At 62.6% G+C, this 14,144-nt stretch carries 15 protein-coding genes; 10 read left to right on the top strand and 5 right to left on the bottom strand.

What is annotated here, in order from left to right:
* Positions 1 to 9 precede the first annotated feature (9 nt).
* Both LDO41_RS29170 and LDO41_RS29175 read left to right on the top strand, forming a co-directional pair.
* Positions 10 to 1,530, top strand: coding sequence for a DUF1254 domain-containing protein (locus tag LDO41_RS29170; RefSeq protein WP_223994617.1), 1,521 nt, complete (start codon positions 10 to 12; stop codon positions 1,528 to 1,530).
* Positions 1,531 to 1,565: 35 nt separating this feature from the next.
* The gene (locus LDO41_RS29175) at positions 1,566 to 2,330 is read left to right on the top strand and encodes a bestrophin-like domain (RefSeq protein WP_223994618.1); all 765 of its coding nucleotides are present in this window, start codon (positions 1,566 to 1,568) and stop codon (positions 2,328 to 2,330) included.
* 22 nt (positions 2,331 to 2,352) lie between these two features.
* Here the strand turns inward: LDO41_RS29175 and modA are convergent, their stop codons facing one another.
* A complete protein-coding gene (modA, locus tag LDO41_RS29180; RefSeq protein ID WP_223994620.1) occupies positions 2,353 to 3,117 on the bottom strand; it encodes a molybdate ABC transporter substrate-binding protein in 765 nt (254 codons plus the stop codon).
* 27 nt (positions 3,118 to 3,144) lie between these two features.
* Complete coding sequence (locus tag LDO41_RS29185) at positions 3,145 to 4,101, bottom strand: GlxA family transcriptional regulator (RefSeq protein WP_223994622.1); 957 nt, start codon at positions 4,099 to 4,101, stop codon at positions 3,145 to 3,147.
* 216 nt (positions 4,102 to 4,317) lie between these two features.
* Between LDO41_RS29185 and LDO41_RS29190 the strand changes: the two genes are divergently transcribed.
* The 3 genes from LDO41_RS29190 to LDO41_RS29200 are packed head-to-tail and all read left to right on the top strand — an operon-like array spanning position 4,318 to position 6,782.
* Positions 4,318 to 5,304, top strand: coding sequence for a nitrilase-related carbon-nitrogen hydrolase (locus LDO41_RS29190; protein WP_223994624.1), 987 nt, complete (start codon positions 4,318 to 4,320; stop codon positions 5,302 to 5,304).
* Positions 5,305 to 5,321: 17 nt separating this feature from the next.
* Positions 5,322 to 5,864, top strand: a complete 543-nt coding sequence (locus LDO41_RS29195; protein WP_223994626.1) for a carbonic anhydrase — start codon at positions 5,322 to 5,324, stop codon at positions 5,862 to 5,864.
* Positions 5,865 to 5,891: 27 nt separating this feature from the next.
* Positions 5,892 to 6,782, top strand: a complete 891-nt coding sequence (locus LDO41_RS29200; RefSeq protein ID WP_223994628.1) for an NmrA family NAD(P)-binding protein — start codon at positions 5,892 to 5,894, stop codon at positions 6,780 to 6,782.
* Here LDO41_RS29200 and LDO41_RS29205 read toward each other — a convergent pair.
* On the bottom strand, positions 6,727 to 7,659 hold the full coding sequence (locus tag LDO41_RS29205; protein ID WP_223994630.1) for a LysR family transcriptional regulator: 933 nt from the start codon (positions 7,657 to 7,659) through the stop codon (positions 6,727 to 6,729). The genes LDO41_RS29200 and LDO41_RS29205 overlap by 56 nt on opposite strands.
* Before the next feature lie 150 nt (positions 7,660 to 7,809).
* Here LDO41_RS29205 and LDO41_RS34280 point away from each other — a divergent pair, with 150 nt between their 5' ends.
* From LDO41_RS34280 to LDO41_RS29215, 3 genes are all read left to right on the top strand, one after another.
* Positions 7,810 to 7,935: a hypothetical protein gene (locus LDO41_RS34280; RefSeq protein WP_290370925.1), complete on the top strand. Its 126-nt coding sequence runs from the start codon at positions 7,810 to 7,812 to the stop codon at positions 7,933 to 7,935.
* A gap of 31 nt (positions 7,936 to 7,966) precedes the next feature.
* Complete coding sequence (locus LDO41_RS29210; RefSeq protein WP_223994632.1) at positions 7,967 to 8,557, top strand: TetR/AcrR family transcriptional regulator; 591 nt, start codon at positions 7,967 to 7,969, stop codon at positions 8,555 to 8,557.
* 90 nt (positions 8,558 to 8,647) lie between these two features.
* A complete protein-coding gene (locus tag LDO41_RS29215) occupies positions 8,648 to 9,232 on the top strand; it encodes a DUF308 domain-containing protein (protein WP_223994634.1) in 585 nt (194 codons plus the stop codon).
* An 18-nt stretch (positions 9,233 to 9,250) separates the two neighbouring features.
* On the opposite strand, the gene blaOXA is transcribed toward LDO41_RS29215, so the two are convergent.
* Positions 9,251 to 10,075, bottom strand: a complete 825-nt coding sequence (gene blaOXA, locus LDO41_RS29220) for an OXA-1206 family carbapenem-hydrolyzing class D beta-lactamase (RefSeq protein ID WP_223994636.1) — start codon at positions 10,073 to 10,075, stop codon at positions 9,251 to 9,253.
* Between the two features lie 101 nt (positions 10,076 to 10,176).
* Between blaOXA and LDO41_RS29225 the strand changes: the two genes are divergently transcribed.
* Positions 10,177 to 11,826 carry a hypothetical protein gene (locus tag LDO41_RS29225; RefSeq protein WP_223994638.1) on the top strand — a complete coding sequence of 550 codons (1,650 nt, stop codon included), beginning with the start codon at positions 10,177 to 10,179 and terminating at the stop codon, positions 11,824 to 11,826.
* Positions 11,827 to 11,837: 11 nt separating this feature from the next.
* Here the strand turns inward: LDO41_RS29225 and LDO41_RS29230 are convergent, their stop codons facing one another.
* Entirely contained in the window at positions 11,838 to 12,746 is a 909-nt protein-coding gene (locus tag LDO41_RS29230) for a LysR family transcriptional regulator (protein WP_223994640.1), read from the bottom strand.
* Positions 12,747 to 12,881: 135 nt separating this feature from the next.
* On the opposite strand from LDO41_RS29230, the gene LDO41_RS29235 reads away from it, so the two are divergent.
* Positions 12,882 to 14,126 carry an MFS transporter gene (locus LDO41_RS29235; protein ID WP_223994642.1) on the top strand — a complete coding sequence of 415 codons (1,245 nt, stop codon included), beginning with the start codon at positions 12,882 to 12,884 and terminating at the stop codon, positions 14,124 to 14,126.
* The last annotated feature ends 18 nt before the right edge of the window (positions 14,127 to 14,144 follow it).

Genomic DNA, 14,144 nt, shown 5'->3' on the forward strand with positions numbered 1-14,144 from the left:
GGGCTTGAGATGAAGAACTATCCCTGGATTTCTATCGCATTGAGCACCGTTGCGCTCGGCCTCTCCAGCGCCGCGGTAGCGCAAAGCTCTCGCTACGATGCCCTCGCCAATGCCCCGTTCGAGAAGGATTACCCCACGCCCGAAACCTCGCGCATGCTGCAGGAGGAACTGATCTTCCAGCGCGCGACGCAAGCGTATTTGTGGGCGTTGCCGGCCCTCAATATCTGGGCGATGATGGAAGGCTCGGAGAAAGTCTTCGGTGGAGGCTACAACGTTCTGCCGGTCTGGAAGGAACGAATCAAGGCTTCCACGCAGGTAACGACGCCAAACTCCGACGTTGTTTATGCGATGGGCTATCTGGATCTCAAGAAGGACGGTCCGATGGTCGTCGAAGCGCCGGCTGGGGTGCAGGGCATTATTGACGACTTCTTCCAGCGCCCACTGGTGGGCCCAACCACCGACGGCCGCAGTTGGACTGGCGATGTGGGCCTGGCCGGTCCGGACAAGGGCAAAGGCGGAACCTACGTCCTGCTGCCCCCTGACTATAAGGGTGAGCCGCCGAAGGGCACCCTGCCCAAGGGCGCATTCGTCTACCGGTCCCGCACGTACAACGTGTTCCTGTTCTGGCGCACGTTCTTCAGCGATCCGAAGGACCTGTCGAAGCCGAACGCCCAGATTGCGGCTACACGCATCTATCCGCTGGGCCAGAAGGCGTCGGCCAAGCCAATGCAGTTCCCCGACGCCAATAGCAAGCCAGCCAATCTCCTGTTTCCGCGCGATGCGAGTTACTTCGACATGATGTCGCGCTTTATCGACAGCGAATACGTGGATCCCGCCGACCTCGACATGCGGGGATTCCTGCATACGATCGGCATCGAGAAAGGCAAGCCGTTCTCGCCGAGCCCGGAAATGCGGAGCCTGCTCGAGCGTGCCGCGCAAACCGGCTTCAAGATCAGCAAGGTCGTGATCGCCGATATGGTCGCGAAGGAGCCCGGCGGCAAATACTATCCCGATCGGCAATGGGTCAACGTATTCGCCGGCGAGGACACCTCGTTCCAATCCGCACACACCTATACCAACCTCGAACAGCGGTCGGGGTATTTCACCAGCGCCTATTCCGCCAGCCCGGGCATGGTGAAGAACATCGTGAACGCGGGCGCAAAGTATCCGGTCACCTCGCGCGACAAGGATGGCAACTTCCTCGATGGCGCTCAATCGTACGCATTGCACCTGCCACCGAATATCCCCGCAAAGAACTTCTGGTCCGTCACGGTCTACGACGGCACCACGGCGTCCGGGCTCGACAACGGCCAGCCGTTCCCGTCGCTCAACCAGATGGACAAGCCTGTACAGAATGCCGACGGCTCGACCGACCTGTACTTCGGCCCGACCGCGCCGGCCAACAAGGAAAAGAACTGGCTCCGCACGGTGCCGGGCAAGGGCTACTTCGTCATTCTGCGGCTATATTCGCCCGAGAAAGCCTTCTTCGATCAAACGTGGAAGCCCGGAGACATCGAGAAAGCGCGCTGATGCGTGTGCGCATCTGACACCGTACACCCGCGACCATGAACGAGATCATCCGCCACCCCGCCGTCCTCTTCGTTCTGCTGCTCGTGTTGCTGGCGATAGCCACGGCCATTGGCGCACTCGTGCTGCGCCGGATCCGGCCGATCCGCGCCGATGGTCGTGACGACTTCAATATCACCCAGGGTGCGACGCTGACACTACTGGCGTTGCTGATCGGGTTCACGTTGTCGATGGCGGTCGGACGATACGACCAGCGCAAGAACCTCGAAGAGGAGGAAGCCAATGCGATTGGCACCGAGTACCTGCGCGCGGAGCTGATCGAGGGTGCGGACGCCGACAAGGTGAAAGCGCTGCTGGTGCGCTACCTCGACCAGCGGCTTCTCTACTATCAAACGCGCGATCGCGAGCAACTGCGCGCGATCTCGACGGCCACCGCCGCGATCGAGGACGAGATGTGGAGAACCGTGCGAGGCGTTGCACGCGAGAAGCCCAACCCAATCACCGCGCTGGTGGTAGCGGGCATGAATGACGTCATCAATTCGCAGGGCTATGCCGAGGCGGCGTGGTTGAACCGCATTCCAATCGCCGCATGGTGCCTGATGATCATCATCGCCTTCTTCAGCACGCTGATGCAGGGCTATGCCGCACGCGCCGAAACGTCGAATGTGTTTCTGCTCTTCATCCTGCCGGTGACCGTTTCGCTATCACTGTCGCTGATCGCTGATGTCGACAGCCCGCGGGGTGGCCTGATTCGCGTGACGCCACAGAATCTCATGAGCCTGAAGGCTTCGCTGCATCCCTAGGCAACGCTGGCCGCACTGACAGTTAGCCCGGCTCCATGCCGGATTTCTTGATGATCGGGGCCGCCTCAGGTGCGGTGAGGAATTTCATCAGCGCCTTTGCGGCTTCCGGCGCCAACGAAGTCGTGGGCACGCCTGCCGAATACGTCGTCACGTATTGAATGTCGGCGGGTAACGGTCCGAGGTAGTCGATACCCTTGGCATGCACCAATTCGCTGACCTGCTGAAAGCCAAGATCGGCCTCCCCGCGCGCGACCAACTCGGCAACTTGCGCCCCCGAGGCGGGCTGCTTCAACTTGTCCTTGATCTGGTCGGCGATACCCATCTTCTTGAACATGTCCGCCAGATAGAAACCGCTCGGCCCTGTGGAGTAGGCCACTGAGTTGGCTGCCAGGACGGCCATCCTGACCTTTTCGCCCGACGAAATATCAGGCCTCGGCAGGCCCGCGCGCAAGGCGATGCCAATGCCGACCTTGGCGAAATCCACGCGATTGCCTGCGGCCAGCTTGCCGTCGGCACTCAGCTTGTCCATGGCGCCCGCGCCGATAATGACCACGTCGATCATCGCACCGTCATTGACCTTCCTGGCAATGGCTTCGGTGCCGCTCCAGCTCACGGCAACCTTGTGCCCGCTCGCGCTTTCGAAGCCCGCAATGAGATCGAGGAGTGGTTCCTTGACGGCATTGGCAGCCATCAAGGTCACTTCGGCTGCGTGGGCTCCGCTCATGCCAGTCGCCACCAGAGCAGTGACGAACACAGTTCGAAACGCAGCATTCCATAGCATCCGCATGACAGGTCTCCTCGCGCTTTAGTCGCCCTACTCTCCCCCAACCGCCTCCTGCCTCGCTTTTCTGCGCAAGATATCAGCCGGCACACCAAAAGTCCGTACGAACGCACGGCGCATGCGCTCCCGGTCAGCGAAGCCTGCTTCCTGCGCCACGACGCTGATCGTATGCCGCCCTTGCTCGATCATGAATCTGGCCGCCTCCAGTCTCAGTTGCTCCACGGCTTTGGCCGGAGACTGGCCAGTCTCAGCAAGGAAGGCACGACTGAACTGGCGAGGGCTCAGGTTGGCCACATCCGCAAGTTCCTCGATCGTAAGTGGATTGCGCAGGTTGCGACGAATATGGGTCAAAACGGATTCGATGCGATCCGACTTGGGCGTCATGTCGAGCAGCGCGGAGTGCTGCATCTGACCGCCTAGCCGACGCTGGTTCATGACAAGGAGTCTGGCGGCCATTCTCGCGGTATCGGGACCTAGATCGTTGTCGAGCAATGCCAGTGCAAGGTCGATGCCGGCCGTCATGCCAGCCGAGGTCCAGATCGGACCATCGTTCACGAAGATCCGGTCCTCCTCCGTTTTGACCTTCGGAAAGCGCAATCGGAACTCGGCAGCGTGTGCCCAGTGCATGGTCGCGCGCCGGCCATCCAGAAGACCCGCCTCCGCAAGGACAAAGGCACCACTGCAGATGGAGGTGACGCGCCGCGATGCCTTGGCGGCCTCTCTGACGAATGCCACCACGCCAGCATCCGCGCTGGGCATCTTCATCTCGGTGATCGAGCCCACGATGACCGTGTCGAACGCCGTATCCCCGAACGCCTCGGTTTCCAGCTTCATTCCGCCCGACGATTCAACGCTTCCGCCGTGCTCGGAGAGTAGTCGGATCACGTAGCGCTGCCCCGCCGGTGGCAGGTTCGCCATTTCAAAAACGGTGAGCGCGGCAAGGCTCATCATCTGAAACCGTTTCGGCACGATGAAACCGATGCGATGCATATCCAGTCCTGCGTCCTCAATATGACCTGGCGTAGTCAGGAATGGCTGGATTGTATTCCCAAGCGCAGGCCAATGCGCTTGACGCGTGGGTGCCCTCCCTTGCGATGACGGACGTCATGAATGGTGGCAATAACGACCGACGCCGTCGCGACCGGCCCTCTAATGTTCAAGCACTTCTCTTACTTGCCGCAGGGCCAAACAAAGGATACGCACACCATGTCGAGAATCATTCGGGCCGCCGCCGTCCAGATATCTCCAGTTCTATACAGCCGGGAAGGCACCGTCGACAAAGTCGTCCGGAAGATCCTGGAACTGGGCAAGCAAGGCGTTCAGTTCGCCACCTTCCCGGAAACCGTCGTCCCTTACTACCCCTACTTCTCGTTTATCGAATCGCCGTTTGCGATGGGGGCCGAACATTACAAGCTGCTCGAGCAATCGGTGACGGTGCCGTCCGACACCACCCGTGCGATTGGCGAAGCCGCCCGCCAGGCCGGAATGGTGGTGTCGATCGGCGTCAACGAGCGCGACGGGGGCACGATCTACAACACCCAGCTCCTGTTCGATGCGGATGGCACGCTGGTACAGCGCCGCCGCAAGCTATCGCCGACTTATCACGAACGCATGGTCTGGGGCATGGGCGACGGCTCCGGCCTGCGTGCCGTGGATACCGCCGTTGGCCGCGTAGGCCAGCTGGCGTGCTGGGAGCACTACAACCCGCTCGCGCGTTACGCGCTGATGGCCGATGGCGAGGAGATCCATTCGGCCATGTATCCGGGCTCGTTCGCCGGGGATCTGTTTTCAGAGCAGATCTCCGTCAACATCCGCCAGCACGCGCTGGAGGCTGGCGCCTTCGTGGTCAACGCCACCGCGTGGCTCACCTCGGAACAGCAACAACAGATCCTGCACGACACCAACACCACGCAGGTGGGCCCGATCTCCAGCGGGTGCTTTACCGCGATCGTGTCGCCGGAGGGCGAGTACCTCGGCGGTCAGCCGCTGCGCGAAGGCGAGGGAGAGATCATCGCGGATCTGGACTTCTGGCAGATCGACAAGCGCAAACGCATGATGGACTCGCGCGGTCATTACAGCCGACCGGATGTGCTCGGACTCCTGATCGACCGTACGCCGAGAACGCATGTAATCGAACAAACGCGGCGCGTGCCAGGCGAAGAGCAAGGCAGCGAACTCGACCTCTTGGCCTGAACACGAAGGAGCAAAAAATGGAATTCAACAATGTCATGCTTCAGCGCAACGCTGAGTTTGCCACCATCGACTTCGCACCCGAGTTGAAGATGATGCCGTCCACCGGGACCGTCGTCGTCGGCTGCGTCGATCCCCGCGTGGATCCGGCCAATGTCCTCGGGTTGAAGCAAGGCGAGGCCGCGGTCATCCGCAACGTTGGCGGCCGCATCAACAAGCCATTGCTGGAAACGCTGGCAGTGCTCAGCGTGGTGGCGAAGGCCGCTGGACGCCCCGATGGCGCGCGCAATCTCGTGCTGCTGCAGCACACCGATTGCGGAATCATCGGCTGCCATCACCATGCGCCAGCACTGCTCGCCAAGCATTTGGGGGTGGAGACGAACGCTCTCGACGCACTCGCGATCACAGACCCCTACAGGGCCGTGGCACTCGACGTCGCCGCACTGCGCGCCAACACCGACCTGCCTGACGGCCTGACCGTGTCCGGTCTGGTCTATGACGTCAAGACTGGCCTGATCGATACCGTCGTCCCGCCCGCCCCGCTGCGCGCGCCTGCCGCCTGACCGCCTCCCTCCAACTCGAGTTTGAAAATGAACAACGCTTTGTATCTGATTACCGGCGCCACGGGTGCCACCGGCGGCGCCGCGATTGAAGAACTGCTGTCCCAAGGCGCACGCGTCCGCGCCCTTGCCCATCGCGACGACGAACGCGCCGCCGAGTTGCGCGCCAGGGGCGTCGAAGTCGTGGTCGGCGATCTGCTGGACCATCGCGCGGTGGAAGCCGCGCTGCAAGGCGTGTCCGGCGCTTACTTCGTCTACCCGATCATGGAGCCCGGACTCGTCGAGGCCACCGTCTGGTTTGCGCATGCGGCGAAGCTTGCGGGCGTGCGCGCGATCGTCAATATGTCGCAGATCTCCGCGAGCGCGGACGCGCAAAGCCAGGCGTCGCTCGCGCATTGGTACGGGGAACGCGTGCTGGATTGGGCAGGCGTTCCGGTGACGCATCTGCGACCGACGTTCTTTATGGAATGGCTGACGTATGGCTTTCAGCGCTCGCAGATCGCCAACGACGACCTGTTGCGCGTACCCGCCGGAGGCGGCCGCCACGCGCCGATTGCAGCCGCGGACCAGGGCCGCGTGATCGCCCGCATCCTGCTGGATCCTGCCACGCATGCAGGCAAGACCTACCCACTGTTCGGCGCTGAAGAACTGAACCACGAGCAAATCGCGGCAATCCTCGGCGATACGCTCGGCCGCCCGGTGCGCTACGAACCTGAAAGCATCGAATCATTCGAAGCGCGCCTGAAACGCATCAACTTGTCAGCCCACTTTATTCAACACATCACATCGGTGTACCGCGCCTATCAGGCAGGCGAGTTCGCCGGCATCAACAACGTCGTCGAACAGATCACGGGACAGAAGCCCGTTACGGTACGCGACTATGTGGTCGAGAATCGGGCGTTGTTTCAGCCGGCAGGTTGAGCGACCTCAAATCGTCCAGTCTGGACAACAACAGCCGCAGGATCGGTGAAGTATTGCTAGCGCTATAGCCCACCACCAGATCGATGTTGGGCACTTCGCCGGCCAGCGGTCTGCTCACCACAGACCACGGCATCAGCTTTTGCACATAGGCGGGAATGAGCGTGACGGCGCGGATCGAAGCAATCAAAGACATCACCATCGCAGGGTTGTCCACGCTCTGCGCAATCTCGACTTCGACGCCGGACTCGAGCAAATAGTCATCGACAACCTTCCGCAATACCTTTGCCTTGTCCGCCATCGCAATGAACGGCTGATGTCGAAGGTCTTGCGGATGCACCACATCTTGCGCCGTCAGCGGATGATCGCTAGGCATCAGCACCACTAATGGCTCATGGCCGACGACCTCATAGTTGAGGTCGTAACCTGGCTCCGCGCGCATGAACGCAAGGTCTAGCTTGCCATGTGCCACGGCAGCAGCGAGTTCCGTCGAGTAGTCGCTCGATACCGTCACCTCGATGTTCGGTAGCTCCGCGCGCAGCAGATGCATGGCATCCGTCAGCCAGGTCATTTCCTGGCCAGTAAGAAAGCCCAGCCTGAACTGCGGCTTGGATGGCTGTGCGGCGCGCCGCGCGGCTTCGACCGCAGCGTCGACCTGCGCCATGGCCAGCCGCGCGTGGTCCATAAACGCCTTCCCTGCTTCGGTCAACGTCACACCATGGGCGCCGCGTTGCAGCAGTTCCACGCCGACCTGGTCTTCAAGGTCGCGAATCTGCCGGCTTAGCGATGGCTGCGAGGTATGCAGTCGATTGACCGCGGCTTCGGTCAGGCTGCCCGCCTCTGCCACCGCGATGAAATACCTGAGATGCCTTAACTCCATGATTCGCCATGCCTGCGAGGCATGCCCTCCCCCTTACTAAGTCTTTTTCAGAGGCGACGAAAGTCCCTAAATTGGCTCCTGTGGTCACCCGAACCCGTTGCAAACGCCTCTTCAGGCATGCGTTGCAGCGATACCTTACAGGAGTTTCACATGAACGCAATCTGGTCGATCAAGCCGTTGCACGTTTCGGCCGCCTGGACGTTGCTGTCAACAATGCAGGCACGCATTGCAGCCAGCGAAGCCGAAGCAGTCGTTAAGATCTCACGTTCCACTTGACATCAACCAACTAGTTGGTAGACTGTTGCCCATGGAAGCACTCGACCTCTCTCCCAAGGCCGTCGAAATTGTCGTCTGCACGCAGTCTTTGCTTGCTACACGCGGTTACAACGGCTTCAGCTACGCCGATATCTCTGAAAAGGTGGGCATCAGCAAGGCCAGCATTCATCACCACTTCCCCAGCAAGGCGGAACTGGTGCAGATCGTGGTCAAGCTGTACCGCGAGGAGACTCGCAAGGGTGTGGCGGCAATCGAGGCGCATACCGGGGATCCGCTCGAGCAATTGCGCGCGTACACCGGTTACTGGGAACGTTGTATCCGCGAAGGGACCGCGCCGATCTGCATCTGCGCGATGCTGGCGTCCGAGCTGCCGGCGATTCCCGAGGCGGCTGCGATCGAGGTGCGCGGGCATTTCCAGGATCTGACCGGCTGGCTGGCTTCGATCCTGGCGAAAGGCGCGACAACCAAGACGTTCCGTTTGCGCGGCACGGCGGATGCAGAGGCTGCGGCGTTTCTGGCCACCGTTCACGGCGGCATGCTCGCGGCGCGTGTGCATGGCAATCCCGAGGCATTTGTCTCGATCGTCGAGCGATCCGTACAGGTTTTGTGTTCCGCAGCCTGATGGGCTGAGTCGTCCTCGGATATCGGGGACTTTTATTTGACCACGCAGTCTACCAACTAGTTGGTAGCAATAAACACCACAGGACAGGACATGGACTACACCCCTAATACCCGATCGCAGGCAAGCGTCTGGCTCAAGCCTTACTACTACTCGCGCGCGGCATTCTCGATCGTATGGGTCGCCGCTGCGTTCACGATCGGCAGGACCAACCCCGCAGTGGCGGCGATTCTGCTGATGGTCTATCCCGCGTGGGACGCCCTGGCCAACCTGTTCGATGCGCACCGCAATGGCGGCATGAAGCGCAACCCGACCCAGGCGCTCAATGTCGTGGCGAGCGGCGTCATCACCGCCGCCGTGGCAATTGCGCTCGGCATCAGCATGAACGCGGTACTCGGCGTGTTTGGCACATGGGCCATCCTCGCTGGCCTGTTCCAGCTTGGCACGGGCGTGCGTCGCTGGAAGAGCGCGGGCGCACAGTGGGCCATGATCCTCAGCGGCGCGCAGTCGGCGCTGGCCGGTGCGTTCTTTATCAAGACCGCAGCCGGCAGTCAGGTTCCGGGCATCACCGATTTCGCGCCATATGCCGCGTTCGGAGCGTTCTACTTCCTGATCTCGGCGATCTCGCTGTCGGTGGCCGACATGCGTCGCGCCAAGGAGCGGCGACTGCAAGCCTGACGCGCGCGCAGGCAGTTGCTACGGCAGCGCCCCTACCTGCTTGAGCACGGTGCGGGCGATCTCCTGCCGCTTGGCGCCGACTTCGGGCTGCGGCATATCGAGGTTCATGGCGAAGACGTAGGTGTCTTCACCGCGCGTCACCCAACCGACCCACCAGCCCACGTCGACCTTGCCCGACGTCGCCCAGCCGGTCTTCGCGCGCAGCGTGTACGCCGGCGTCTGTTCGATGATCAGGATGTCATCGAGCGCCTTGAAGCTGTGCTCGGAGATTGCCGGGACCGTGTGCGCGGCGGCGTTGCGCAGGAAATCGATCTGCTGGTACGTGGTGATCTGCAGATGACCATTGAGCCAGAACCGGTCTACCGGCCCCTCGACATCGGCATTGCCGAAATGCGCCGCACCAAGGTACTTGCGATACTGCGCGGTGCCCACGCGGCGCGCGAGCGCCTGATAGGCGGGCACGCATGAATTCTTCAGCGCCACGCGCAGCGGTACCTCGGCATTGCATACCGCTGGCAGGATCGGCTTGCCGTGGTGCATCCATACCTTGCCGTCCCATGGCAGCTTGTCGTTATCGACATCGGCTACGGCGCCGGTTTCCAGTCCGATCAGCGAATTGAAGATCTTGAAGGTCGAGGCCGGCGAGTACGCAGTGGCCGCGCGCTTCGGGTTGTAGGTCAGCATGCGTTGCTGCCGCACGTCGTAGACGACGATGGTGCCGTCGACACCTGCCGCATCGAACAAGGGCTTGGCATCGATGGGCGTCTCCGCGGCTTGCACGACGCCGGCCGCGCAGGCCAGCAACAACGGCATCAACAATCGGTGGACCAGTTTGCTTCGCATATCACCTCCGTGGGTTGTTGTTATGGGTTGGTGCGGAGCATAGGCGCGGGCTTGAAAGTCGCCAACCTGCGCGGGTGTAACACGCGTAACATGACGGCCAGATGGCCACCTCCAATACCCTTCTCATCGATCTCTCGGGCCCCTACTCTGTCGGCGCGCACACTGCGCGCTATCAGTCGGTCTGGCTGCTCGCGCGCATCTGGCTCGCCGCTTCGCGCGATCGCGAAGATCTTGCCGTAGCGGCCGTGCGCGCGCGCTTCGCGGAAGCGGCAAATATGCGGATGATCGTGTCGCGCGCGTTTGGCGACTTCGCGCTGTGGGGTGTGACGGTGGGCTGGGGCCATGACAAGACGCTCGACCCTGCCGCCCTGCGCGCCGACCGGCGCAGCCGTGGTCCTTTCTGGATGACCACCGCTACGGCACGCAAGCTGCGGTTCAGCGCCCACGGCAAGACGCTGCAAGCCGCGGGCGTTGCGCGGTGGCTCGGACAGGCCTCCACCGAAAGCACGCCGGCGAGCGAGAACACTGAAGGCCTGCAATACGTGATGCGCGACATGGCTTTCTGGCGCCATCTGACGCTTGCCATGCGTGGCGCGCAAGACGGCTTTGCTGGCGCTCTGGACCATCCGGACCACAGCGTGGCCGAGTCTTTCCGCGCCGCGCACCGCAGCGCGGCCGACGAATTCCAGCAGGCGCTGTCGCTGCTCAAGGAAAGCCTAGCCTGGCGCCGCAGCGATCGCCTCGACAAGAGCCGTGCCGCGCTGCGGCGTTTCGAAAAAATCGTGGCGGCGGGCCGGATCGACGCTGCGCTGCCGACATTCGCCGCCATGGCGCACGTGGTACGTGGATGGGAGCACTACACACGCGGTGACCTCGATGCCGCGCAGCACGAGCTGGCTCGGCTATCGGGCGATGCCGAGCTGCGGCCCGTGGTGCGCTACAACCCGCGCGTTCGCTTCGAAGCGTTGAACCTCGACGCACTGATCTGCAAGAGCATTGCGTTGCGACCCAGTGCAGCGGGAACGGCGAACGCCTCCTTGCAACGAGACGCCGCACGCCGCGCGCTCGGCGGATTCTCCGACGCGCTGCAAGCCGCGTACGAGGCCGACTCGGTTGACGCCGCACAACACGCCGCCGCCAACATCGGCTGGTCGCTATGGCTGTTCTGGCAATACGGATTGGTGGACGAGTCGGTGGACGACAGGCGCGCGCTGAGCGCGGAACACGTCCAGCATCAGGCCATGCGCTGGCTCGGCCTGTCGGAATGGATCTGCGATCGTTTCGGCGTGGGCGGCGGGTCCGCCTGGAACACGATCTTCCTGCTGCGCGTGGCACGCGGCAATCTCAGTGCCGACGCGCCCACGTCGCTGAGCGCGTTTCGCGCACGCAAGCCGCTGACGGTGGCCGCCGCGATTGACGCGTTGCGGCCGTTTCATGCGCCATTCGCCCCGGCCAAGGGCTTCGTACGCTGGTCGTCGGTGGCCACCTTCGCGCTCGAGGAACACGACACTGGCCGCGTCCGCTACAACGCGCTGCAAGTGGCCAACCTGCTGCTGGAATCGGCGTGGTATCTCACGCAGGAGCAAGGCGCATCGACGCAGGCGTACGCAGCCATGGAGCGATTGGCGACACAGCTCGGCGCATTGCGCGCGGCAGAGCGTGGCTTCTTCCATGCGGAGATTCGCACCTTCCCGCCAGAGCTGCGTGACGTTGCCAAGGAGGCAGCGCGAACGAAGCGCGCTGTCGCCTAATACGCCGTCCCCTAACGCGAGGCCGTCAACGACTCCGCCGTATCCACCAGCACCTGCCGGAACCACCGATGCGCGGGATCCTGCCGATATCGCACGTGCCACGCGATATCCACCGGGAACGTACCCAGATCAACTGGGGCCGGCAATACCTTGAGCCGTGAGTCCTTCGCGATCTGATTGCAGATCAATCGCGGCAGCGTCGCGCAGTAGTCGGTGGCCGCAATGATCTCCGGCACCGCGAGAAAATGCGTCACGGAAATCGCCAGCTCGCGCCGCAGGCCCTGTCGCTCGAGCGCCTGAAACAGGCCCACGCGCAGCCGCCCCGGTGGCAGGACATTGACGTGCCGCAGCCCCTCGTATTGCTCGCGCGAAAGCGTATCGCCAACCTCAGGATGATCGGCACGCACCACGCACGCGAGGCCATCGTCCATCAGATGCTGGATCACGAGGCTGTCGGGTGGGTCGACGATGCGGCCGAGCGCCATATCGGTGGTCCCCGAGATCACGCCGGTCTCGGCCAGATCGCTGCCAAACGGCGTCAACGCCACCTTAACCCCCGGCGCCGCGCTCCGCAGCGTGGCCACCACCTTGGGGATCAGCACGATCTCCGCGTAGCTGTTCGGGGCGATATGGAACTGCCGGACCGAGGTGGCGGGGTCAAAGTGCTGCTGCCCAAGGATCACGTCATCGAGCTTAGCCAGCGTATCGGCCACCACAGGTGCGATCGACTCCGCGAACTGCGTCGGCTTGATGCCGTAGCGCTCGCGCACGAACAGCGGATCTCGCAGCGTCTCCCGCAGCCGATTCAGGGCATTGGACAGTGCCGGCTGCGTCATGCCGAGGCGAGCCGCCGCGCGCGTGACACTGCGCTCCTCCATCAGAGCGATGAAGACTGGCAGGAGATTGAGGTCGTAGCGCATCACTTATTCTGTCACATGAATATCTAAAATAGAACAAATAAATTTCTCAAATATCTGGCCATTACGCATAGTTAGGGCAACCAAGCGCCGCCCACCAACGGTTGGCGGCACAGATGCAAATTTGAGGAGTTTTACATGACTAACTCAGTACGGCTGGCCGATGAACCCCAGCCATCTCTTACCCCTTCGAGCAGCCTGTCCCGCTCGCTGGCGCTGTTCGCGCTGGCCCTTGGCAGCTTCTGTATCGGCACGTCCGAGTTCGCCAGCATGGGTGTGATTCAGCTGTTCTCAGCAAGCCTCGGAATCGATGTGCCGCAAGCCACGAGTGCGGTAACTGCCTATGCGCTGGGCGTGGTGGTGGGCGCGCCGGTGGTCACGCTGGCCGCGGCACGGCTCAATCGCCGTACGCTGCTGCTCGCGCTGATCGCACTGTTCGTGGTCGGCAATGTCCTGTCGGCGATCGCGTCCAGCCTGCCCTTCCTGATCGTTGCCCGCTTTATCAGCGGTCTGCCGCAGGGCGCGTACTTCGGTGCGGGTGCCATGGTCGCGAGCTATATCCTCGGGCCGGGACAATCGGGACGTGCCTTTGCCATCGTCATGACTGGCCTGACCGTGGCCACGATCATCGGTTCGCCGCTGGCGACGTTCCTCGGTCAGACGCTTGGCTGGCGTGAGACCTACCTCGCGGTGGCGGTGCTGTCCGCACTGGCATGGCTTGCGATCCGCCAGTGGCTGCCGCGTACCAGCGCACTCGATGGCACGCCGGTCGTGCAGGAACTGTCCGCGCTCCGCAGCGGCAAGGTGTGGGGCGTGATGGCCGTGGCCACTGCCGGCATCGCCAGCCTGTTCGCGATCTACACCTTCGTTGGCCCGATCGTGACCGATGCCACAAGGCTCGCGCCGAGCATGATTCCGGTGGCCCTCGCGATCTTCGGTATCGGCATGACGGTGGGCAACTCGGTGGGCGGTCGTCTCGCCGACCAGTTCCCGATGCGTGGGCTGGTGCTGGGCCTGAGCACTGCGCTGATCGTGCTCGTGATCATCGCGATCGATGGACAGACGCCTTCGGTGCTGTTCCCCGCGCTGTTTGCGCTCGGTGCCGCGCTGATGGCCTCGATTCCCACCATGCAGGTCCGGCTGACCCGCTTTGCCCCGCAAGCGCCTTCGCTAATGGGTGCGATGACGCTGGCTGCCTGCAACCTCGGCAATGCCATCGGTGCATGGGCGGGTGGCGCCACGATCGACGCCGGCTTCGGTTTGCTGTCGGTGGCCTGGGCGGGCTTTGCCCTCACCCTGGCCGGCCTTGTGATCTTCGGCCTGACCCTCGTCAACGCAACGTCTCAACCATCCTTGGCGGCCAACACCTCCGCGCAAGTCTGACCTTCGATATCACTCTCT

The sequence above is a fragment of the Cupriavidus pampae genome, assembly GCF_914271485.1.
Taxonomy (GTDB): domain Bacteria; phylum Pseudomonadota; class Gammaproteobacteria; order Burkholderiales; family Burkholderiaceae; genus Cupriavidus; species Cupriavidus pampae.